This is a genomic window from Streptosporangium sp. G11 (genome assembly GCF_051192615.1).
Lineage (GTDB): Bacteria > Actinomycetota > Actinomycetes > Streptosporangiales > Streptosporangiaceae > Streptosporangium.
This window is the reverse complement of the sequence record NZ_JBPJUQ010000031.1, coordinates 25909-47380: the sequence shown is the minus strand read 5'-3', so window position 1 is coordinate 47380 and position 21472 is coordinate 25909. Positions and strand designations below refer to the sequence as shown.

General features: G+C 71.1%; 21 protein-coding genes. 7 read left to right on the top strand and 14 right to left on the bottom strand.

The genetic code is table 11. From position 1 onward, the window contains the following. Window positions 1–122: 122 nt before the first annotated feature. The gene (locus ACSDR0_RS26395; RefSeq protein WP_435291563.1) at window positions 123–737 is read right to left on the bottom strand and encodes a GNAT family N-acetyltransferase; all 615 of its coding nucleotides are present in this window, start codon (window positions 735–737) and stop codon (window positions 123–125) included. 88 nt (window positions 738–825) lie between these two features. Between ACSDR0_RS26395 and ACSDR0_RS26390 the strand changes: the two genes are divergently transcribed. Next, the gene (locus tag ACSDR0_RS26390) at window positions 826–1389 is read left to right on the top strand and encodes a winged helix-turn-helix transcriptional regulator (protein WP_435291562.1); all 564 of its coding nucleotides are present in this window, start codon (window positions 826–828) and stop codon (window positions 1387–1389) included. Here ACSDR0_RS26390 and ACSDR0_RS26385 read toward each other — a convergent pair. Then, complete coding sequence (locus ACSDR0_RS26385; protein ID WP_435291561.1) at window positions 1304–1996, bottom strand: VC0807 family protein; 693 nt, start codon at window positions 1994–1996, stop codon at window positions 1304–1306. The two genes, ACSDR0_RS26390 and ACSDR0_RS26385, sit on opposite strands and share 86 nt — an antisense overlap. Before the next feature lie 188 nt (window positions 1997–2184). Between ACSDR0_RS26385 and ACSDR0_RS26380 the strand changes: the two genes are divergently transcribed. Next, window positions 2185–3036, top strand: coding sequence for an SURF1 family cytochrome oxidase biogenesis protein (locus tag ACSDR0_RS26380; RefSeq protein ID WP_435291560.1), 852 nt, complete (start codon window positions 2185–2187; stop codon window positions 3034–3036). Here the strand turns inward: ACSDR0_RS26380 and ACSDR0_RS26375 are convergent. Continuing rightward, window positions 3026–3712, bottom strand: coding sequence for a hypothetical protein (locus ACSDR0_RS26375; RefSeq protein ID WP_435291559.1), 687 nt, complete (start codon window positions 3710–3712; stop codon window positions 3026–3028). The genes ACSDR0_RS26380 and ACSDR0_RS26375 overlap by 11 nt on opposite strands. A gap of 47 nt (window positions 3713–3759) precedes the next feature. Here ACSDR0_RS26375 and ACSDR0_RS26370 point away from each other — a divergent pair, with 47 nt between their 5' ends. Next, on the top strand, window positions 3760–4500 hold the full coding sequence (locus ACSDR0_RS26370; protein WP_435291558.1) for a tyrosine-protein phosphatase: 741 nt from the start codon (window positions 3760–3762) through the stop codon (window positions 4498–4500). 295 nt (window positions 4501–4795) lie between these two features. Then, window positions 4796–5992, top strand: coding sequence for an amidohydrolase family protein (locus tag ACSDR0_RS26365; protein ID WP_329087897.1), 1197 nt, complete (start codon window positions 4796–4798; stop codon window positions 5990–5992). 120 nt (window positions 5993–6112) lie between these two features. Here the strand turns inward: ACSDR0_RS26365 and ACSDR0_RS26360 are convergent, their stop codons facing one another. The 3 genes from ACSDR0_RS26360 to ACSDR0_RS26350 form a co-directional block, all read right to left on the bottom strand. Further along, on the bottom strand, window positions 6113–6451 hold the full coding sequence (locus ACSDR0_RS26360) for a YkvA family protein (protein ID WP_435291557.1): 339 nt from the start codon (window positions 6449–6451) through the stop codon (window positions 6113–6115). Between the two features lie 109 nt (window positions 6452–6560). Continuing rightward, on the bottom strand, window positions 6561–7976 hold the full coding sequence (locus tag ACSDR0_RS26355; protein WP_435291556.1) for an amidase: 1416 nt from the start codon (window positions 7974–7976) through the stop codon (window positions 6561–6563). A gap of 3 nt (window positions 7977–7979) precedes the next feature. Next, a complete protein-coding gene (locus tag ACSDR0_RS26350; RefSeq protein WP_435291555.1) occupies window positions 7980–8948 on the bottom strand; it encodes an LLM class F420-dependent oxidoreductase in 969 nt (322 codons plus the stop codon). Window positions 8949–9143: 195 nt separating this feature from the next. On the opposite strand from ACSDR0_RS26350, the gene ACSDR0_RS26345 reads away from it, so the two are divergent. After that, window positions 9144–9965 (top strand): hypothetical protein, encoded by an 822-nt coding sequence (locus ACSDR0_RS26345; protein WP_435291554.1) that lies wholly within the window; start codon window positions 9144–9146, stop codon window positions 9963–9965. Between the two features lie 185 nt (window positions 9966–10150). On the opposite strand, the gene ACSDR0_RS26340 is transcribed toward ACSDR0_RS26345, so the two are convergent. Continuing rightward, complete coding sequence (locus ACSDR0_RS26340; RefSeq protein WP_435291553.1) at window positions 10151–10918, bottom strand: hypothetical protein; 768 nt, start codon at window positions 10916–10918, stop codon at window positions 10151–10153. 81 nt (window positions 10919–10999) lie between these two features. Then, window positions 11000–11674 carry a TetR/AcrR family transcriptional regulator gene (locus ACSDR0_RS26335; RefSeq protein WP_435291552.1) on the bottom strand — a complete coding sequence of 225 codons (675 nt, stop codon included), beginning with the start codon at window positions 11672–11674 and terminating at the stop codon, window positions 11000–11002. A gap of 619 nt (window positions 11675–12293) precedes the next feature. On the opposite strand from ACSDR0_RS26335, the gene ACSDR0_RS26330 reads away from it, so the two are divergent. Then, window positions 12294–13043: a hypothetical protein gene (locus ACSDR0_RS26330; protein ID WP_435291551.1), complete on the top strand. Its 750-nt coding sequence runs from the start codon at window positions 12294–12296 to the stop codon at window positions 13041–13043. Between the two features lie 281 nt (window positions 13044–13324). On the opposite strand, the gene ACSDR0_RS26325 is transcribed toward ACSDR0_RS26330, so the two are convergent. From ACSDR0_RS26325 to ACSDR0_RS26305, 5 genes are all read right to left on the bottom strand, one after another. Further along, window positions 13325–14392, bottom strand: a complete 1068-nt coding sequence (locus ACSDR0_RS26325) for an aspartate-semialdehyde dehydrogenase (protein WP_435291550.1) — start codon at window positions 14390–14392, stop codon at window positions 13325–13327. After that, window positions 14389–15663 carry an aspartate kinase gene (locus tag ACSDR0_RS26320; protein WP_435291549.1) on the bottom strand — a complete coding sequence of 425 codons (1275 nt, stop codon included), beginning with the start codon at window positions 15661–15663 and terminating at the stop codon, window positions 14389–14391. The genes ACSDR0_RS26325 and ACSDR0_RS26320 overlap by 4 nt, the downstream gene beginning before the upstream one ends. 91 nt (window positions 15664–15754) lie before the next feature. Continuing rightward, window positions 15755–16288, bottom strand: a complete 534-nt coding sequence (locus tag ACSDR0_RS26315; protein ID WP_435291548.1) for a DUF5063 domain-containing protein — start codon at window positions 16286–16288, stop codon at window positions 15755–15757. After that, complete coding sequence (recR, locus tag ACSDR0_RS26310; RefSeq protein ID WP_435291547.1) at window positions 16281–16880, bottom strand: recombination mediator RecR; 600 nt, start codon at window positions 16878–16880, stop codon at window positions 16281–16283. Before recR ends, ACSDR0_RS26315 begins: the two co-directional genes overlap by 8 nt. A gap of 3 nt (window positions 16881–16883) precedes the next feature. After that, complete coding sequence (locus ACSDR0_RS26305) at window positions 16884–17237, bottom strand: YbaB/EbfC family nucleoid-associated protein (RefSeq protein ID WP_329087916.1); 354 nt, start codon at window positions 17235–17237, stop codon at window positions 16884–16886. A 328-nt stretch (window positions 17238–17565) separates the two neighbouring features. Here ACSDR0_RS26305 and ACSDR0_RS26300 point away from each other — a divergent pair, with 328 nt between their 5' ends. Then, window positions 17566–19047, top strand: a complete 1482-nt coding sequence (locus ACSDR0_RS26300) for a GAF domain-containing protein (RefSeq protein WP_435291546.1) — start codon at window positions 17566–17568, stop codon at window positions 19045–19047. A gap of 168 nt (window positions 19048–19215) precedes the next feature. Here ACSDR0_RS26300 and ACSDR0_RS26295 read toward each other — a convergent pair whose 3' ends face one another. After that, a complete protein-coding gene (locus ACSDR0_RS26295; protein WP_435291545.1) occupies window positions 19216–21459 on the bottom strand; it encodes a DNA polymerase III subunit gamma and tau in 2244 nt (747 codons plus the stop codon). Window positions 21460–21472: the final 13 nt, after the last annotated feature.

Sequence of the window (21472 nt, the reverse complement as noted above, 5' to 3'; positions counted from 1 at the left end):
TTCGGACGTCCGGTCCGCACGGCTCCCGCGAGGCGCCGGAGCGGTGCCCGGCACGCCTTCGGCCCGGAGCCTCCACCCGGTGAACCCGGGTACGGCGGCGCGGGAACCGGCCCGGATGTCGTTCAGCGGAGAACCTTCGCGGTCACCTCGACCGTGCCGGAGGAGACGCGCATGGTCGCCTCCGGCCATGCCCTGCGGACCATCGACAGGACCTTGCGGTTGTCCCCGAGCACGTCCATCCCCACCGTCCTCGCCCCCCTGGTCTCCGCGCGGCGCATCAGCGTACGGACGAGCCGGGAGCCGAGGCCCATCCCCTGCCACTCGTCGCCCACCACCACGGCGATCTCGACGTCGGTCTCCTCACCCCGGTAGCTCATCGCGTGCCCGACGAGAAGGTTCCCGTGCACGGCGAGCAGGGCGTCGCGCCGCTCGTCCACCGCGAGCAGCGTCCTGACGAAGCTCGCGCTCGGGCGGCTCATCCCGGCGAAGAACCTCCGCGCCTGCGTGCGAGACGACAGTCCCCCGATGAAGCGACGGATCCCCTCCTCGTCGTCCGGCCGTGCGGGCCGGATCTCGACGGCGGTCCCGGGCACCGCCGCGACGCCCCCGGATACGGCCATGACGTCTCCGGACGCCCCCGAGGCGCCCCCGCACCCGGCCGCGACGTTCCCGTACACGACCGGGACGTTCCCCGGCGCCGGGGCGCCGTCCGGCGACACCAGCTGAGTTCGCATCATGGACTCAGAGTCTCGCAGGACACCTGAGTATGTCAACTAGACTTAGGTGAACGTTGGAGGTGCTGCGATGGCGACTTACGATTCGCACATGAATGAGGCGGCTCCCGGCAACCTGCCCCTACGGCTGGACAACTGCTCCATCGAACGCGCCCTGGGCGTCGTCGGCGAGAAGTGGACGTTCCTGGTGTTGCGCGAGGCGTTCGGCGGCGTGCGGCGCTTCGCCGACATGCAGGCCGCCACGGGAGCGCCCAGACAGGTGCTCAGCGCCCGGCTGACCCGGCTGGTGGAGGAGGGACTGCTGCGCAAGGTCCCCTACCGCGAGCCCGGCCAGCGGCAGCGCGACGAATACCGGCTGACCCAGATGGGCCTCGACCTCTATCCGACCCTGGTGGCCCTGATGCAGTGGGGCGACCGCTATCTCAGCGACCACGAGGGGCCGCCGGTGCGCATCACCCACCGCGGCTGCGGCGCCCCGGTCGAGCAGCACTTCCGCTGCGCCGAAGGGCACGAGGTGTCCGGCCCGAAAGAGGTCACCCCGGTGCCCGGCCCCGGCATGCGCCTGCGCCCTACGGCTCCCGCGTCCTCAGGTCCGGTGTCACCGGCTCCCGGATCTCCGTCCCTCGCGTCTCCAGCCTCCGCAGGCAGTGCCTGAGGCTGAGCACCGAGATCAGCCCCACGCCGCCGAGCAGCACCGCGACCGCGGAGGTGCGCACGAGGAGATAGGTCTCCAGGGTCTGGCTGAGCAGCAACCACAGGCTCAGCGCCCCGTTCAGCAGTTGCGCGCAGCCCCACAGCACCGACTGCGACACGAAGAAGCGGCGCATCCGCGGGTGCTCCATCACCTGGTCGGGCAGCGGAACGAGATCGGCCACCACCCGCCGGATCAGCGGCCTCTGCAGCGGCGCGGTGAGCAGGAAGCCCATGCTCACGCAGAACACCCCGAGGCAGGGCTGCAGGAAGAACACGATGGGGTTGCCCGTCGCCACCGTCAGCACCACCCTGACGGTGATCGTGCCCGCCGCCAGCAGCAGCGTGCCGGGCGCCTCTCCGCCCCTGACCAGCCGCAGGGCGACGCCGCCGTAGACCCAGGCCGCGGCCACCGCCAGCGCGACGTTCGCGTTGGTGAAGATCAGCGCGACGTAGAAGACGAGAACGGGAAGGATCATGCTCTCGAACACCCTGGGGGCGGCGTGCCGCAGCAGGACCCCGAGGCGGGGGAGTACGAGCGGAGCCGGGGGGGCGGGCACGAGCACAGTCATCAGGGGCGGGCTCCGGAGGTGGTGGAACATCCCGGGGTGAATCTCACATGACCGTATGCGACGCCCGGAGTGTCCGGTGAGCTTTTCCATGACATCCGAGGATCGGACGGTCCCGGGCACCTTACTACGCCCGAAGGCGCACCCGGCCACTTCCAAAGGCGCACTCGGAGGACAGGGCGGTGCCCCCGATGCCTACCCTTGAGGACGTGTACCGGTTCCTGCTGACTCCCCGATGGCTGGCTCTCCACGTGGTGGTGCTGCTGGTCATCCCCGCTTTCGTGCTGCTCGGCCAGTGGCAGTTCGGGCGTTTCGAGGAGAGGTCCACCAGTAGCCACCAGATCACCGGCAACCTCGGCGCCGCCCCTGTCGCCGTGGAGAAGCTCACCTCACCCGGCGGCACCGTCTCTACGCAGGACAAATACCGCACCGTCACCGCTAAGGGGACGTATGACGCGAACGTCCAGCTCCTGGTCCGGCGCCGCGTCCAGGACAAGGCGGTCGGCTTCTACGTGCTGACCCCTCTGATCACCGCGAACGGAACCGGCGTGCTGGTGAACCGGGGCTGGGTCAAGGCGGGCAGCACCGCCGACGCCCACCCCGAGGTCCCCGCGCCGTCCTCCGGTGAGGTGACTGTCACCGGCAGGTTACGTCCCAGCGAGACCGAGGAGACCTCCGGCATCCGCGACCGGGCGGGCCTGCCCGCGGGACAGGTCCTGCTGATCAACACCGAGGCGATCGGGCGTCGCCTGCCGTACAAGCTCCTCGGCGGGTACGTCGAGCTGACCGGGCAGTCGCCCGCGGCCGCCACCGCGCCCGCGCCCGTCCCCGCGCCGGACGTCGGCGAGGGAGGCGGCCTCAACCTGGCCTACGGCGTGCAGTGGTGGCTGTTCATCGGGGTCGCGATCGGCGGCTGGGCACTGCTGATCCGCAGGGAGGCCGCCGACCTCAAAGCCGCGACCGCGACCGGCGGCCCGGATCCGGATCCGGATCCGGGCGAGCCCGCCGCGCACGACAAGCCCGGCTCGACGGTCACGCGTTGACCATCGCCATGCCGAAGAGAAGCGCCACCGCGATCGCGAACCCGCGCGTCCCGTCGAGCCTGGCCGGTGCGGGCAGCGCCTCGTACGGATCCCGCCACAGGGGTTTGGGTTCCAGCAGGACGTAGAGCAGCGAGCCGCCGGTGAGGAACATCCAGAACCACGCCCACCGGCTGGCGTAGCGGGGGTTCGGCCGGGCCAGCATGAGCAGCCAGGCCAGGACCTCCGCCGCCACCGCCACCGGGCCGAACGGCTCCCACCACCGCCCGTAGGCGGGCGAACCGGCCAGGGCCCCGAAGCCTCCGGTGCGCACTATCTCCACCGAGGGGTCGGCGGCGGCCCGCACCTGGGCCAGGAAGGCCTCCTGGCGGCGCTCCAGGGCCTCGGGGACCAGCCGGGTGGTCCGGGGGTCCCAGACGTCGTCGGGCTGGTCGAAACGGGCCTGGCTCCAGGAGAGCGGCCCGTGCGACCACGTCAGCGTGCCGTAGGCGGGCCAGTTGCGGTCGTAGACGATCTTCGTCACCTCGCCCGCCCGCAGGTCCGCCACGAGCTCCCCGGCGGGCCGCAGGGGAGGTGCCTGGTTGATGTGGACGATCACCGTGGAGAGCGCCAGCACGAACAGCAGCGCCACACGCACGGCGTACGGAATCTCGTCCCGTGCCGGAATCACCACTCGCATCCCCTGCCCCCATCGTGCGAGACCCACCGCTGGATAGGTTAGAGGGCGTGATCCGGCATATCGAGTTCGCGCGGCTGTACAACTTTCGCGACGTGGGCGGCTACCGGACGGACGGCGGGATGGAGGTGCGCTGGCGGCGGCTCTACCGCTCCGCGTCGCTGCACATGCTCACCGACGACGACCTCGACCGTTTCCACGCGCTCGGCGTACGCACCGTGATCGACCTGCGCCATCCCAGCGAGGTGGCGTACCGCGGCCGCGCCCCGCAGGGGCCGGATTACCACAACCTGCCGGTCGAGCACCGCAGATGGGACACCGCCCGCGACTACCACCCCGACGCCGGGGTCGCCAGGTTCTTCGCCGACCGCTACCTGGAGGTGTCCCAGGACGGGCGCTCCGAGCTCAGGAGCGCGCTGGAGGTGATCGCCGAGGCGGAGAACGCGCCCGTGGTGGTCCACTGCGCGGCGGGCAAGGACCGCACGGGGCTGCTGGTCGCACTGGTCCTGCGGCTGCTGGGGGTGTCCGAGGAGGACGTGATCGCCGACTACGCGCTGACCGGGCTGGCGAGGCCCCAGATGATCGCGTACTGGGAGAAGGAGCATCCGGGTGAGCCGCTCCAGTGGGCGGGGTTCGGCGAGGCGCCGGCCGACGCGATGCGCCTTTTCCTGGGCGAACTAGGTCCGGTACGGGACTATTGCGTACGAACTCTGGGCGTGGATGAAAAGGTCATATCCACCCTCAAGCACCATCTTCTGAAAAATCCTGATATTGAGGCGATCTCTGGGTAGACGCATCCGCAGGGCCCGCCACGGGCAGCACCCTCCGGCGGGCCCGTCCCGGGGCCGCCCCTCCCCCCTCGGGTGGTCCCGGGGCCCGCCCGCCGAAGACGTCACGGGCCGCGCCTCGGAAGACGTCACGGACCGTACCTCGGAAGACGTCACGGGGGGCGTCACGAAAGACCTGGCGGGAGGCGTCACGAAAGACGTGGTGGGGGCATCGCGGGAGACGTCGTGAGAGACAGAGATACCAAGCGGAGACCTTGCAGCTTGATGAGTGTTATTCCAGCGGAATACGGTTGACCGTGTGACTACGCCGCTGCTCCCCGACCCCGAGCCCAGGCGGCGGGACTATGTGATCATTTCAGCCGACGACCACCTGATCGAGCCGCCCGACATGTTCGACGACCGGCTGCCGGAGAAATACGCCGACATGGCGCCCAAGGTGGTCGAGACCGACTCCGGTCACCAGGTCTGGCGTTACGGCGGGGCCACCTACCCCTGTGCCGGGCTCGACGTGGGCGCCGGCCTGCCCCGAGAGCAGTGGACGCTCGACCCGGTGCGGTTCGAGCACATGCGCCCCGGCTGCCACGACGTCGAGGCCCGGATCGAGGACATGGACCGCGCCGGCGTCTGGGCCGCGCTGTGCTTCCCCGGCATGCTGGCCGGGCAGTCGGGCATGGTCTTCGCCAAGACCCGCGACCAGGAGCTGGGCCTGTCGGTCCTGCGCGCGTGGAACGACTGGCACGTGGAGGTCTGGGCGGGCACCTACCCGGAGCGGATCATCGCCCTGCAACTGCCCTGGCTGACCGACCCCGAAGTGGCCGCCAAGGAGATCCGCGACAACGCGGCGCGCGGTTTCAAGGCGGTGCTCTTTCCCGAGTTCCCCACCCGGCTGCGCCTGCCGTCCATCCACAGTGACCACTGGGACCCGTTCTTCCAGGCGTGCGAGGAGACGGGCACCGTCGTCTGCCTGCACGCCGGTGCCGGCTCCTGGGCTCCGGTCCCCTCTCCGGACACGCCGATCGAGGCGATCACCACGCTGATGCCGGCGAGCGCCATGTTCGCCTGCGCCGACTGGCTCTGGTCGGGCATCCCGCTGCGCTTCCCCGCGCTGCGGATCCTGATCGTGGAGGGCGGCGTGGGCTGGCTGCCGATGCTGGCCGAGCGGGCCGACTACGCGCTCGACCACCCGGTGGCGGGGGAGGCCTCGTGGGAGGGCGGCCTGAAGCCCAGCGAGGTGCTCCGGAGAAACTTCTTCTTCGGCACGCTCAACGACCACGCCCTGTCGGGGGTGCGGCTCGCCGTCGGGCTGGAGCACGTGCTGCTGGAGAGCGGCTACCCGCACTCCGACTCCACCTGGCCCGACACCCAGCAGGCCGTCGCGACGAACCTGGGCAGCCTGCCGCCCGCCGACATCGCCCGGGTGGCCTACGGCAACGCCGCCCGCCTGTTCGGCCACCCGCTGCCCTCACGCGCCTGGCTCAGGATGGAGCAGATCTGACCCGCCCGCGCTCCCCGCTCGGGATGGGACGGATCATGATCCGCCCGCGCTTTCCGCTCCGGGTGGAGCGGATCCGACCCGCCCGCGTTTCCCATCGGATCTTCCACGCCCGCGCCCGGCTCAGGGCTGAACGGACCTGACCCGCTCGCGCTCCCAGTCGACGTAGCGACCGCCCTCGCCGAGCAGGGAGCCCATCAACCACAGGAACACGCCGAAGTCGTCGGCCACCCCGATGAGGACCAGGAAGTCGGGGACGATGTCGATCGGCGAGATGATGTAGAGCACGCCGAGGCCCAGCATGGTCAGCTTGCCCTTGCCCATGCCGGGATACTGCCCGCGCATGACCGCGCCGATCATCCGGGGGAGAGCGCTGAGACGGGCGCCGAGACCGGGAGAGCCCGGCTTCGTCACGTCCCTGTACGTCCGCCACGCCTGTGCCGCGCGCGCCGCCTTCACCATGGAATCCTCCTCGGAACCACGTTCGCCTGGCGGCGTACTACCCCGCCGCCTCACGATATAACGCGTGGCGTTCCGGCGAGGTTCCCGAATGCCGCTCGCGGCGGAACGGCTAGCGCATCGCCGCGTGCGTGAAGGGCCGCTCCTCCTCGATCTGAGCGGCCACCCGGACGAGCAGGTCCTCCCGTCCCGCGGCGGCGACCAGCTGCACCCCCACCGGCAGGCCGTCCGCGGTGCGGTGCAGCGGCAGGGAGATCGCGGGCTGCCCGGTGGCGTTGACCGGCGAGGTGAACGACACCGCATGGTTGGTGCGACCCCGCGAGATGCTGACGTCGTCGGGCGGCAGCCAGCCGAGGCGGAAGGGCGCCACCCCCAGGGACGGCATGAGCAGCAGGTCGTGCGACTCCCACCAGGCGGCCATCCGCCGCCTGAACCCGTCGATCCAGTCGCGCGCGGTCACGTAGCCGACCGCGTCGAGCTTCCGGCCGGCCGTTCCCAGGATCCGGTTGCGCGTCTCCAGCTCGTCCGGCTCGACGGGCCTGCCGCGCCAGCGCCCGATGTCCTCCAGGTCGGCGGCCACGTGGGCGGCGACGATCATGCCGAAGTGCGGGGCGAAGCCGTCCTCGGCGAGCGCGGAGGGCCCTCCCGGCTCGACGTCGTGGCCCAGCGCCTCCAGCAGCCCGGCCGCCCCGGTGACCGCGGCCACCAGGTCCGGGTCGGACGGGACGCCCCCGTCCGGGTGCTCGGTGAGGAACCCGATCCGCAGCCGCCCGGGATCCGCCCCGACCTCCTCGGCGAGCGGGCGCTTCCAGGCGGGCGCGCCGTACGGGTCGCCCGGCATCGTCCCGGCGATCACGTCGAGGGTCGCCGCGCTGTCCCTGACCGTACGGCAGAGCAGGCCCGGAGCCGAGAAGCCCGCCCAGGGCTCGCCCCCGGAGGGGCCGGAGCTGACTCTGCCCCTGCCGGGCTTCAGCCCGACCAGCCCGCACATGCTCGCCGGGATCCGGATCGACCCGCCACCGTCGCTCGCCGTGGCGACCGCGACCATTCCCGACGCCACCGCCGCCGCGGACCCGCCACTCGACCCGCCGCTGCTGTAGCGGGGGTCGTACGGATTGCGGGTGGGACCGAACGCCACCGGCTCGGTGGTGATCGCGGTGCCGAACTCCGAGGTGTTGGTCCGGCCCAGGATCGTGAACCCCGCCCGGCGCAGCTTGGTCACCGCGTAGCCGTCACGCTCGGCGAAGATCCCGTCAAGGGTGCGCGACCCCGCGCGGTACGGCTCCCCGGCCATGCCCCAGCCCAGGTCCTTCAACAGCGTCGGCACCCCCGCGAAGGGGGCGTCCGGGTCGACCTCGCCCGCCTCCGCCAGTGCCCGCTCGAACCTGCGGTGGACGACCGCGTTGATCACGCCGTCGCGCGCCTCGATCCACGCGATCGCCGCCTCGGCGAGCTCCCTCGGGGAGATCTCTCCCTTCCTTACGGCGTGCGCCTGCCCGAGCGCGTCGAGCTTCAACAGGTCGTGCAAGGGTCACTCCTCGACGGGGGCCAGATCTCGTACGGCCTGGGCGATCGGGACCTCGCCCCCGGGGATGGGGGCGAGAACCGGGGTGTTCAGGCCGTTGCGCACATACTCCCGGATCCTGGCCCGGCAGGTGGCGGCGTCGCCGTGCACGATGAGCTCGTCCACGACCTCGTCGGGGATGGCCTTGAGCGCCGCCTGCCGGTCTCCGGCCGCCCAGGCCTCGTGCATCGGCCGCAGCGCCTCGCCGCGCCCCAGCCAGTCGTGGAAGGCGGCGTAGACCGGGACGGTCAGATAGCTCGCGAGCATCCAGCGCCCGAGCTCGCGCACCATCTCCGCGTCCTCGCTGACGCACACGAACAGCCGGGCGATCAGCTCGGTCTCCTGGCCCACCTCGGCCCTGACCTTCAGCACGTCCTGCGGCGAGAGCCAGTTGGTGATCGCGCCGTCGGCCTCCTCCGCGGCCAGGTGCAGCATGCGGGGGCGCAGCGCGGCGAGCACGATCTTCGGCGGGATCTTGGGGGCGCGCTCCAGCTTGAAGCCCTTGACCTCGAACGTCTCGTACCGCTCGGTGACCTTCTCGCCCGCGAGGGCCTTGCGCAGGAAGCGCAGGGTGTCTCTGGTCCTGGCGAACGGCTTGACGAACTCCCCGGCGTTCCAGCGTTCCACGATGGCCGGGGAGGAGGCCCCGATGCCCAGGACGAAGCGCTCGGGGGCGAGGTCGGCGAGCGTGGCGGCGGACATGGCGAGCAGGCCGGGACCCCGGGTGGAGACCGGGACGATCGCGCTGCCGAGCCGCAGCCCGGGGGCCCAGTCCGAGGCCATCGCCAGGGGCACGAAGCCGTCGACGCCGTTGACCTCGGCGGACCAGGCGTCGGTGTAGCCGAGTCCGGGAAGCTCGGCGATCAGATCCCTGGAACCGGCCAGTGAGCGGTCGTAGAAGGGGATCGTCATACCCCAGCGTGGGCCCGTGGTCATCGTGCCGCCTCCGTGTCGGTGCTCGCCGCCGGGGACCTTTCCCCAGAACGATATTCTGATGTAGCTTGCCGCACCCGCTCGGGGTGCCGTCAATAGCTCGACCGTACCAACCGGACGGTATGTCTTCAAAGAATGATCTACACCGACCGGCCGCTTACCGTCTCATCACTTTGCGTACGATGCTAGAAACTTTACGTGACGAAGCATCGGCGGAGGAACCAACGACGGAGCCCGCTCGGCGCGGCGGCCCTCGCGACCTGCATGGCGGCTCCCTTTCTGGCCGGGACACCCCTCCTCGCGGCGGAGACCGGCGCGCGACCGCCCGCCCCGCGGGCCGTCCAGCACCTCGGGATGTCGTACGCGGTCCCGAGCCCGGCCGCCGGCCGGTCATCGCTCCCGGAGCCCGAACCGTCGTTCCCGGCCTCCGGGAAGGCCCATCGGCCGAAGCCCGAGACCGGCCGCTCGACCGCGCCATCCTCCGCGCAGAAGCCCGAACCGGACTATCCGACCGCGCCGCCGCCGGGGGCCGGTGACCGGAAGGACTCCTGGTGGCACTGGCTGCACTGGTGGCACTGGTGGGAGCCGAGATCGGGCTACCCGGCGGACGTCCCGGCCAAGCCGAAACCAGAACCGAAACCAGAGCCGAAGCCGAAACCGACGCCCGAACCGAAGCCGGAGCCGGAACCGGTACCGGAGCCGACGCAGACGCCCACGCCTGGGCGGCCGACCCCCACCGTGTCCCCTCCTCCCGCCCCCGAGCCCTCCCCGCCGCCCGAGCTCCGGCCCATCGCCGTCGCCGGGGTCGTCACACCGACACCGACGCCGACGCGGAGCCGCACTCCCCGCCCCAGGGCGACGCCCTCCAGCGCCCATCCCCTCCTGCGGCAGCGACTGGTGCTCGATCGCTATACCGAGCGGCGCAGGGGCACCGACAGGAAGCTGGTCCTCCTGGTGATGTTCACCGGCGTGATCTCGGTCACCGCGGTCACCGCCCTCAACCGCAGGGCCCGCGGATAGGCCGCCGGGAACTCGCCGCACGCCTGTGCGGCGGCACCCGCGAGGCACGCGGCCGGGAGCCACACGCACGACAGCGCATCGTGAGAACGGCGAAGCCCGCCGGTGGGAGATCCACCGGCGGGCTTCCGCATCCCCACACCCGCCGCACCCGCCACGCCAGGCCACGGCGAGACCGGCGGCGAAGGCTACGGTTGCGCGGGGAACCGCCCGTCGATCTGGTCGTACTGCCGCTGCGCGGCCTTGAACGCGTCGGGCTCGACGGCGCCGAGCCCGTTGAACGGGTGGCTGATCAGGATGATGAAGCACACACCGATGGCGACCGCCCCCACCCGGACCAGGTCGGCGATGATCGACAAGGTCGTGGGCCGCACCCCGAGCGTCCAGGGCAGCGCGATCATCAGCAGCCCGGAGAGGATCATCGAGATCACGAAGATGCTCTCCAGGCCGGCGCTCGCGTCGTCACCTCGTACGATGCGGGCGTGGGAGACCTCGGAGATCCGGTCGAGCGTGTCCTGCTGGAGGTTCTTGTTCTCCTCGCCGACCGGGCGGAGCCTGAGCACCGTGGCCCGCATGTCCGCGAGGGTCTGGCCGGGGAGCGGGGACATCTCTCCGGCGGCCATGAGCGGCCAGTCGAGGTCGATGCTCTGCGCGGTGTACTGCCGGATCTGGGACCGGATGGGCGCCGCCTCGGGGATGGGCGCCACCGACCAGTACATCTCGGTGAGGCTCTCCGCCTCGGCCTGGACGTCGGCCTCCGACACCGCGAGCCCGTCCCGGCACAGGACCGCAGCGTAGGCCAGCACCAGCAGGTAGACGGCGAGGGCGAGATTGGCGGAGAAGTCGACGGACGACGAGCCGTGCTCACCGTCGTCGCGTCCCTTCCGCCTGAGGACGCGGAACGCGATCAGCGCGATCGCGACGGACACCACCACCAGCACGGCTACCCAGCCCATGGGACTCCCTTGAATCCGTCATCGAGTTAACTACTCAGGGTAATCAGATCGATACAGTGATTCATGGAGTTCCGCCGGGATTCACTCGCGAAGTTCGTGGATCCCCGCGATGAAGTCACGGGCGACCCCGCGCAGGCCGGGCAGGTGCGAGAGCCCCACCAGCCGGTCCACCAGCGGAACGGTGAGCTCGATGAACCGGTGGGTCCGCCGGCACCCCTCCGACTCGTCGTGCACCCAGAACAGGACGACGCCCATCGACATCAGCCAGAGCAGCTCGGGCAGCTCGGCCCGCAGCTCGCTGTCCATGCGGTCGGAGGACCCCTCCACGACCCGCCGGTAGATCGCGATCGACGCGTCCCTGGAGGGCGAGGACTCGGCGCTGAACGGGTTGAGCGGATTGCTCGGCTCGGCCGCGTGCTTGAAGAACTTCACCGCGAACTCGTGGTACGGCTCGGAGACCCGCACCCACTCCCGCAGCACCCCCGCCAGCCGCGCGGCGAAGCGGTGCTCGGTGGCCAGCAGTTTCTCGCACGCGGCCTCGTGCTCGGTCTGGGCCCGGTCGTAGTACGCCTGGACCAGGATCTCCTTCGAGGCGAAGTAGTAGTAGGCGTTGCCCACCGACACCCCGGCCTCCGCGGCGATGGCCCGCATGGTGGTCGCCTCGTATCCCCGCTCGCGAAAAAGCCGCAGGGCCGTCTCCACGATGACCTCACGGGTCTTGTCCGATCCACGGGGTCTCGGGGTCGGCTCGGTCATAGGGCGCTCGTCACCTGTCGATTGGAGCTGGGAGAACGGGCTCATCTGGTCTTTCTCCACTGGACGAACCCTAGATCATCCGTCCCGCACCACCAGGGATAAGCCCCAGTGAACGACCCTAAGCGCGCCACATTGCCCCCGCCACTCATATCCGTGATTGCTCCATCGCTCTCGCCTCCGCGCCGCCCCTCCCTGCGCTCGGCGAGCCCTCGCGCCGTCCGCCCGGGCCGCGACAATGACGCCGTACGCGATAAATCCAGACATATCAACTATCGGGGGAATCGCCATCTCAGCAGGTCATCGAGCCGCCCGATCATTCCCACTACCGGGCAAAAATCACTCTTCGTGAGGGATCATCCGGGTTCGGGGGTGGGATTGATCCTTTTGGCGGAAGGGCTCCCGCGACAAGGGATACACACCAATGGGGACACGTCCCTGTAGACGGCGGGCTGCCCGGTTTACGGCCGGAGCACTGCTCGCTCTGCAGCTATCTTTCATCGCATCGGCCCCGCACGGCAGCGCGACCGCGGAGAGCGGGAACGCGTCGGCCGGCGCCGTGATCGTGAGCCGGCCCGTCGCGGCCGGCCCGGCGGAAGCACGCCGGTCCACGATCATCGGAGTGTACGACATCGCCACTCTGGAAACCGCCCGGCACTACATTCGGGAGCTGTGTCACCAGCCGGCCGTCCAGGAGGGCCGGAGAACCGCCCCCTTATGGGTGGGAGACGCCACTCCCGCGGACACGCCGCGGCCCTCCGAGAACACCGCGCGAACGCGTACCGCCGCCCTGACGGACGCACCCACCCGGACCCAGGAAGCCGCCCTCCAGAGCCCGGGGAAAGCACGGGCGGTCCATGCCCCGGGAAGCGCGCAGGCCCCGCCTCCGGCCATCGTCGCCTCGGACAAGCAGGCTCCCGCCCTCGAAAAGCCGGTCAAAGCCCGACCCCAGGCACAGCGGGCACAGCAGCCCGTACGACTCCAGCAGACGGACGCCAAGCGGCTCCTGCGGGAAGCGGGCCTGACCTGGACCTCCTCGGGTAAATGCGCGAACCGCGGCGGACCGACCTGCACCTCGCTGGAGGCCGTGCGATCCGCGACCGTCTCCAGCGCCATCGAGCTGAAGCGCCGCAGCGGCTGTCCCCTCGTCGTCACCGGTGGCACCGAGGTGGGCCACGCCCCCGGGCCCTACAGCCACTACGAGGGCTACAAGCTGGATATAAAGCCCAACGCATGCATCGACCGCTACATCACGAAGAACTATCCGCCACAGGGTGTGCGGGGGGACGGAGCCCGCCTGTACGGCCGGTCGGCGACGTCCGGGCCCCTCTTCGCCCGCGAGGCGGACCACTGGGACATTCTCTTCCGCTGACCCGGCTTCCGCGGACCCGGCGGATTCCACGACCGCCCGGATCGCGCCGGTCCCGATTCCACGACCGCGCGGATCCCGCCGGTCCTCGATCCCATGACCGCGCGGATCCCGCCGGTCCTTCGAAGGGACGTGCCCGCCCTCGACGTCCCACCCGGCGTCTCACAGCCGCGCGGATCCCACCTTCCCGGGATCCGCGCCCCGAGGACGCGCCCCCGGGATCGCGAGAGCCGTACGGCGGCATGACGTCATCGGACGCCACGCCGCCGTACGGCCCGGAAGAACTACGCGAACTCGGCCGCGACCAGCTCGGCGATCTCCGCCGCGTTCAGGGCGGCGCCCTTGCGGAGGTTGTCGCCGCAGACGAACAGGTCGAGGGTGTTGGGGAAGTCGAGCGCCTGCCGGACCCGGCCCACGTAGGTGGGGTCGGTTCCGACGACGTCCGCGGGGGTCGGGAAGACGCCGTTGGCCGGGTCGTCCATGACGACCACGGTCGGGGCGGCCTCAAGGATCCGGTGGGCGTCGGCGACGGTGATCTCGCGCTCGAAGGTCGCGTGCACGGCCAGCGAGTGGGTGGTGATCACCGGGACGCGGACGCAGGTCGCGGAGACCTTCAGGTCGTGGATCCCGAGGATCTTCCGCGACTCGTTGCGGAGCTTGATCTCCTCGGAGGCCCAGCCGCCGTCCTTGAGCGAACCCGCCCACGGCACGACGTTGAACGCCACCGGCGCCGGGAACGGCGACTCCTCGTCGCCCAGCTTGTTCTGCAGGGCCTTGCGCACGTCACCGGCGGTCTGCCCGATCGTACGGTCGCCCGCCAGGGCCTCGACCTCGTCGTAGAGGCGGGCCGAGCCCGCCACGCCCGCGCCGGAGACCGCCTGGTAGGAGGCGACCACCAGCGCGCGCAGGCCGTACTCCTCGTGGAGGGCGCCCATCGCGGCCATCATCGACAGGGTCGTGCAGTTGGGGGTGGAGATGATCCCCAGCGGCCGCTCGCGCGCGGCCTCGGGGTTGACCTCCGGCACGACCAGCGGAACCTCGGGGTTCATCCGGAAGGTGCCCGACTTGTCGATGACGACGGCCCCGCGCTCGGCGGCGATCGGCACCCAGGTCGCGGAGACCTCGTCCGGCACGTCGAAGATCGCGATGTCGACCCCGTCGAAGACCTCGGGGGCCAGCTCCTGGACGACGAGGTCCTCGCCGCGGACCCGCAGGATCTTGCCGGCCGAGCGGGCGGAGGCGACGAGCTTGATGTCGCCGTAGACGTCCTCGCGGTTGGAGATGATGTCGCGCATGACGGTGCCGACGGCACCGGTCGCCCCGATCAGGGCGAGGGTGGGCTTGCGGCTCATCGCCCGCTACCTCCGTAGATCACAGCTTCAACCTGGTCCGCGTCGAGATCGAACGCGCGGTGCGCGGCGCTGACCGCCGTGTCCACCTCGTCCTGCCCGACGATCACCGAGATACGGATCTCCGAGGTGGAGATCATCTCGATGTTCACCCCCGCGTCGGCGAGGGCGGCGAAGAACGTCGCGGTGACGCCGGGGTGCGAGCGCATGCCCGCCCCGATCAGCGAGACCTTGCCGATCTGGTCGTCGAAGAGCAGCGACTCGAAGCCGATGCGCTCCTGGATCTTCTTCAGCGCGGTGAGCGCGGCCGAGCCGTCACTCGTGGGCAGCGTGAAGGAGATGTCCGTACGGCCGGTCGTCGCGCCCGACACGTTCTGCACGATCATGTCGATGTTGATCTCGGCGTCGGCGAGTGTTTTGAAGATCGTCGCAGCCTCTCCGACCTTGTCGGGCACCCCGACAACGGTGATCTTGGCCTCGCTCCGGTCGTGCGCGACGCCGGAGATGATCGGCTGCTCCATCTCTGTTCCTTCGCTGTCGGGGTCGGAGACGACCCACGTGCCTTCCTTGGTGCTGAACGAACTTCTGACGTGGATCGGCAGGCTGAAACGGCGAGCGTACTCGACACAGCGCAGGTGCAGGATCTTCGCACCGCACGCCGCCATCTCCATCATCTCGTCGTACGAGATCTTGGGGATCTTACGGGCGGCCGGGACGATGCGGGGGTCGGCGGTGAAGACGCCGTCCACGTCGGTGTAGATCTCGCACACGTCGGCGCTCAGAGCGGCGGCCAGCGCGACCGCCGTGGTGTCGGAGCCGCCCCTGCCGAGCGTGGTGATGTCCTTGGTGTCCTGCGAGACGCCCTGGAACCCGGCCACGATCGCGATCTGGCCGCTGTCGAGCGCCCCGCGGATCCGGCCGGGCGTCACGTCGATGATGCGCGCGCGGCCGTGCGAGGAGTCGGTGATCACGCCGGCCTGGGACCCGGTGAACGAGCGCGCCTCCTGGCCCAGGTTGGCGATCGCCATCGCCAGCAGCGCCATCGAGATGCGCTCGCCCGAGGTGAGCAGCATGTCGAGCTCGCGGCCCGGTGGAAGCGGCGAGACCTGCTGGGCGAGGTCGAGCAGCTCGTCCGTCGTGTCGCCCATGGCCGAGACGATCACCACGACGTCGTTGCCGGCTTTTTTCGTCGCGACGATCCGCTGCGCGACCCGCTTGATGCAGGACGCGTCGGCGACGGACGAACCACCATACTTCTGAACAACGAGCGCCACGAGATGTCTCCGAAGCAATCTAGGGCTGTGGAGCTCACAGTCTACTGGCGCCCCTGCTGAGGGCCTCTGGTTAAGCCCAGCATGTGGACGATCACACCGTTGTGCGCTCCTCGGCGACATCGAGCCGGGTGTGGGCGACAAGCGCCTGAAGTGCCCGCATCGCCGCTCCGGCGTGGTTTCCCCAGGTGTTGAAGTAGGAGTACTGCCACCACCAGAGCGCCTCGAGAGGACGCCCCGCCTTGTGGTGCCGCAGGCCGTGCAGGAGGTCGGCGGCCACCGCCGTCAGGTCGTCCGACAGGCGGTACGGGGTGACCGCGGTGTCCTTGTAGGGGTCGAAGACCTCGGCGTAGTCGTCGACCGGCCCCAGCCTCTCGGCGAGGGCCGTACGGACGGCGTCGACGTCCGGGTCCTCGCCCAGGTGCGGCTCCCAGTTGCCCGACAGGATGACGTCCTGGCTCGCGCCGAGTTGCGCGCCGGCCGAGCTGACCTGCGCGACCTCCACCAGCAGCAGCGGCAGGATGGCGTCGCCGCCCTCACCGCCCGCCAGGCGGGTCAGGCCGTCGATGTAGTTCTTCGCGTGCTCCGCGATCCGCTCCGCGAGCGCGCTCCACGCATCGTCAGACATCAAGGAGCCTTCTTCCTTCGAACGCGCGGCCCAAAGTGACCTCGTCCGCGTACTCGAGGTCACCGCCTACCGGCAGACCGCTGGCCAGTCGTGTCACTTTCAGTCCCATCGGCTTGACCAGACGGGCGAGATAGGTCGCCGTCGCCTCCCCCTCGAGGTTGGGGTCGGTGGCGAGGATCAGCTCGGTGACCTGGCCGTCCGCCAGTCGGGTCATGAGCTCTCTGATGTTCAGGTCGTCGGGGCCGACGCCGTCGATCGGGCTGATCGCCCCGCCGAGCACGTGGTAGCGGCCCCGGAACTCGCGGGTCCTCTCGATGGCCACGACGTCCTTCGACTCCTCGACGACGCAGATCACGTGAAGATCGCGCCTGGTGTCGCGGCAGATCCGGCACTCCTCCTCGGCTGCGACGTTGCCGCAGACCCGGCAGAAGCGGACCTTCTCCTTGACCTCCAGCAGGACGTGCGCGAGCCGCTTCACATCGGCCGGCTCCGCGGCCAGCAGGTGGAACGCGATGCGCTGCGCGCTCTTGGGACCGACTCCGGGAAGCATCCCCAGCTCGTCGATCAGGTTCTGGACGACCCCTTCGTACATGACCTAGAACCCGGGAAGCTGGCCGAGCCCGCCCCCGCCGCCCAGCCCCTGAGCGAGGGGGCCGAGCTTTTCCTGCTGCAGGTCGGCTGCGGCGCGCACGGCGTCGCGGATGGCGGCGATGACCAGGTCGGCGATGGTGTCGGCCGTCTCCTGGGGATCGCCGGGGTCCACGGCCTCTGGACTGATCTTGAGTTCGAGCAGCTCGCCCCCGCCGTTGACCGTGGCCACGACCAGTCCGCCGCCCGCGGAGCCCTCGACTTCCGCGTCGTTCAGCTCCTGCTGGGCGCTCACAAGCTGCTGCTGCATGAGCTGTGCCTGCTCCAGCAGCTGCTGCAGGTTGACATCCCCTGGGTTCACCGTCGTTGTGCTCCTCGTCCGTGACATCGGTCTCACGAGCCTACGGGGTTCGGGCCGGGTGTTGTACTGGAGCGAGCACGCGTTCCCCCAGGATGGGGATTAAACCTCCGTCGGGCCCCGGGCCCCCCTCCAGACGTCCGAGACCCGACGCGACACGCGCCGGAGCGGCCGCACACGGCGGCGTGTGATCGAAAGATAACCCTTCGAAGGTTGCACACACGTTGCGATCGTTCACTCACCCTCCGCACACCCTCTTTGGCCGAACGGGTTGCGGGCGGGGGTCTCGACCACCGATGCTTCGGCCATCGGCTCTATTCCGGGGGGATATGTGCGCGACAGCCACCGGGGAGCTGTCCAGACGGCCGATCTCGACTCCTACTCGTCACGACTGCGTCGCCTGCACGAGGCGCTGATCAGGGGCGAGCGGCCGACGGGCGAGGGACCCAGAAGTGTGATCTCCGCGTCGTGGCGGCGGTCTCTGGACGCCGGGGTCGACCCCGACGCCAGGTCGGCCCCTGTCGCCTTCGCGGGCGAGGACATCCGCGAGGTCCGCTCGGCGCACCCGATGAGCAGGCTTCTGCCGATCATCACCGGGACCCTCCTGGAGGCCGCCGACGCGGACGACCAGATCCTGCTCGTCACCGACGCCCGCGGCAGGGTGCTCTGGCGCGACGGCAACCACCGGACGATGGAGAGCGCCGACGAGGTGGGGCTGGCCGACGGCTTCGACTGGAGCGAGGCCGCGATCGGGACCAACGGCCTGGGCACCGCGCTCACCATCCGGCGGCCCCTGCACGTCTTCTCCGCCGAACACCTGGTCAGGGCGCTCCACCGCTGGTCGTGCTCCGCCGCGCCGGTCGTCGACCCCGACAGCGGTGACCTGCTGGGCTGTGTCGACGTCAGCGGCGCGACGCGCTCCATGCACCCGGCGAGCGTCGCCCTCGTCGAGGCCGCGGCGCGGCTGGCGGAGAACCACCTCACGCTGCGCATGCTCGAACGCGACGAGCGGCTCAGGCGCCGCCACGAGCGGCACCTGAGCGCGCTGCGCGGCGAGCCCGGCGCCCTGGTCACCGCGACCGGGCGGATCATCGCCGGCAACGACGCGCGGCAGTGGGGCCCCCGCGTACGCCTGCCGGAGGCGGGCGACAGGGTGATCCTGTCCGACGGGCGGAGCGCCTTCCTGGAGGTCCTCGGCGAGGACGGCTTCCTGCTCCGCCTCGCGGGCCCGGCCCGGGGCCCGGTGCTCGCCCTGTCCTTCCTCGGCGCCGAGCACCCCTCCGCGCACCTCGACGGGGCCCGCCTGTCGCTCTCCCTGCGCCACGCCGAGATCCTCGCGATGCTGGCCCTCAACCCCCGGGGGATGACCGCCGCCCAGCTCTCCTTCCACCTGTACGGCGACGAGGGGAACCCGGTGACCATCCGCGCCGAGATCCACCGCCTCCGCGCCCAGCTCGGTCCCACGGTCGCCGCCAAGCCGTACCGCCTGACCTGCGTGGTGGAGGCCGACTTCCTGGAGCTCAAGCGGCTGCTCGCGGCCGACGAGGCCGCCCCCGTCGCCCGCGCCTACCGCGGCCCCCTGCTGCCCCGCTCCGAGGCCCCCGCCCTGCGCCTCGAACGCGAGGAGCTGGAGGGACAGGTACGGGCCCGCCTGTTGCGGCGCGGAGGCCCCGAGGACCTGTGGGCCTACGCGGAGACCGAACACGGCAGGAACGACATCCAGATCCTCGAACGCCTCGTCGTCGCGCTGCCCCGCCACGATCACCGCGCGGTGGCCGCCCGGATCCGCCTCAGCGGCGTCGACCTGCCCTGAGCCCGCCGTACCGGTGCGGCGGGGAACCCGCCGGGCGTACCGGAGAGCCGGGCGCGGCCGGAGAACCGGGGATGCCGAAGGGCCGGGCGCGGCCGTTCCCGCTTCGTTCAGGCGAGGTCTTCCTCGGCGGTGCCCCGCGAGGCGAGACCTTCCAGGCGGTGCGGGCCGTCAGGTGTGGTCGATCTCACCGATGACCTGGCCGCCCAGCTCGCGCTGGAGGAGGGCCATGCCGGTGAGCGCGTCGACGTCGGCGTCCTCGTCGTTCAGCGGGTCGACCTCGTCGGCGTCCGGGGCGGTGCCGCGAGCACCGCGGACGGGAACCGCGTCGGGCCAGGCCGCCGCCTTGGCGCCGCCGGTCTTGACCGCGGCCCTGGGACCGGCCTGGGCCGCCGCTCTGGCCGCCGAGCGGGCTGCGGCCAGGCCGGGGCTCGGCACGGCGTTCGGAGGGGGAGGCGAGCCGGGGTCCTCCGGCATCGGGGCGTCCGGCCAGGACTCGTCCGTCGCGGGCGGAGCCTCCCGCGGAGCCGCGGGCGCGGGCGCCTGCCGGGCAGGCGCCTGGGACGGAGCCTGCGGAGCCGGTGCCTGGGCCGGTGGCTGCACCGATGCCTGCGGTGCCTGCGGTGCCTGGTTCTGGGGCGCGGGGCTCTGGGGAGCCGGGGGCTGTCTCGGGGCGGGGGGGCGGCCCCCGCCCGAAGGAGCGGGCCCGCCGCCGACGACGGCCTCGACCTTCCAGTTTCCGCCCAGGACCTCCTGCAGCACCGCCGCGACGACCGCGTCCTTGCCGCCCCCGGTGAAGTTCTTCATCGCGCCGACCTGGGCGAACCCGAGGGTGACGATCTTGCCTTCGACCCCGACGACCTGGGCGTTGGTGTTGACGTTGGCCCACACGACGATGCTGCGCCGCTTGAGCGCCGCGAGCACCTGGGGCCACGCCTGCTGCACGGTCCCGGCCCCGGAACCGGACGCCGCCATGTCGACCGGCGCGGGCGCGCCGTGAGCCTCGGAAGCCTGCTGGACGGGCGCCTGCGCCCGTTGCCCCTGGGCCTGGCCCTGCTGTCCGTGGGCCTGCTGCCCCTGAGCCGGTGCGCCGGGCCTGGCCGCCACGGGCCAGTCGTCGCCCTGACCGGCGGACCGCTCGGCGGGCGCGGCGGCAGGTGCCGTAACGACGGGCGCCTGTGACGGGGGCGCCGCGTGAACCACCGGCGCGGGAGCGGGAGCCTGTTGCGAGAGGGCGACGGGGGCGGGAGCCGCGACGACTCCCCCCTTCTCCAGCCGCTCCAGGCGGGCGAGCAGCGCCGCCTCGCCCTGGGCGGCGCCGGGAAGGAGGATCCTGGCGCACATCAGTTCGAGCAACAGCCGGGGCGAGGCCGCCCCGCGCATCTCGGTCAGGCCCGCGTTGAGGATCTCCGCCGCGCGGGTCAGCTCGGCCGGGCCCATCGAGGCCGCCTGGACCTGGAGCCGCTCCAGCTCGTCGTCGGGCCTGTCGAGCAGCCCGCTGGTGGCCGCCTCCGGCACGTTGGCGAGAATCACCAGGTCTCGGAAGCGCTCCAGCAGATCCATCGCGAACCGCCGGGGGTCGTGGCCGCCCTCGATCACCCGGTTCACGACCTGGAACACCAGCGCGCCGTCACGGCCGGCGAAGGCGGCGACCACGTCGTCGAGCAGGTCGCCGTCGGTGTAGCCGAGGAGGGAGACCGCGCGGGCGTACGTGATGCCCGCCTCGTCCGACCCGGCGAACAGCTGGTCGAGGATCGACAACGAGTCTCGGGCCGAACCCGCGCCCGCCCGGACCACCAGCGGGAGCGCGGCGGGCTCGAACGGGACCTTCTCCGAGGTGAGGATCTCCTCCATGAGCGCGCGCAGCGCGGCCGGGGGGATCAGCCGGAACGGGTAGTGGTGGGTCCGGGACTTGATCGTCCCGATGACCTTCTCCGGCTCGGTGGTGGCGAAGACGAACTTCAGGTGCGGGGGAGGCTCCTCGACGAGCTTGAGCAGCGCGTTGAAACCCTCGCGGGTCACCATGTGCGCCTCGTCGATGATGTAGATCTTGAAGCGCGACGACACCGGGGCGAAGAAGGCCCGCTCGCGCAGGTCGCGGGCGTCGTCCACACCACCGTGCGAGGCGGCGTCGATCTCGATGACGTCGAGGTGGCCGGGGCCGGTGGGCGCCAGCGCCACGCAGGAGTCGCACTCCCCGCACGGGTCGGGGGTCGGGCCCTTCTCACAGTTCAGGGAGCGGGCCAGGATGCGCGCGCTGGACGTCTTGCCGCATCCCCTGGGACCGCTGAACAGATAAGCGTGGTTGATGCGCCCGCTGCGCAGCGCCTGGCGCAGCGGATCGGTGACGTGCTCCTGACCCTTGACCTCGGCGAAGGTCCCGGGCCGGTACTTGCGGTACAGCGCAAGACTCATGCGGCGATCCCAC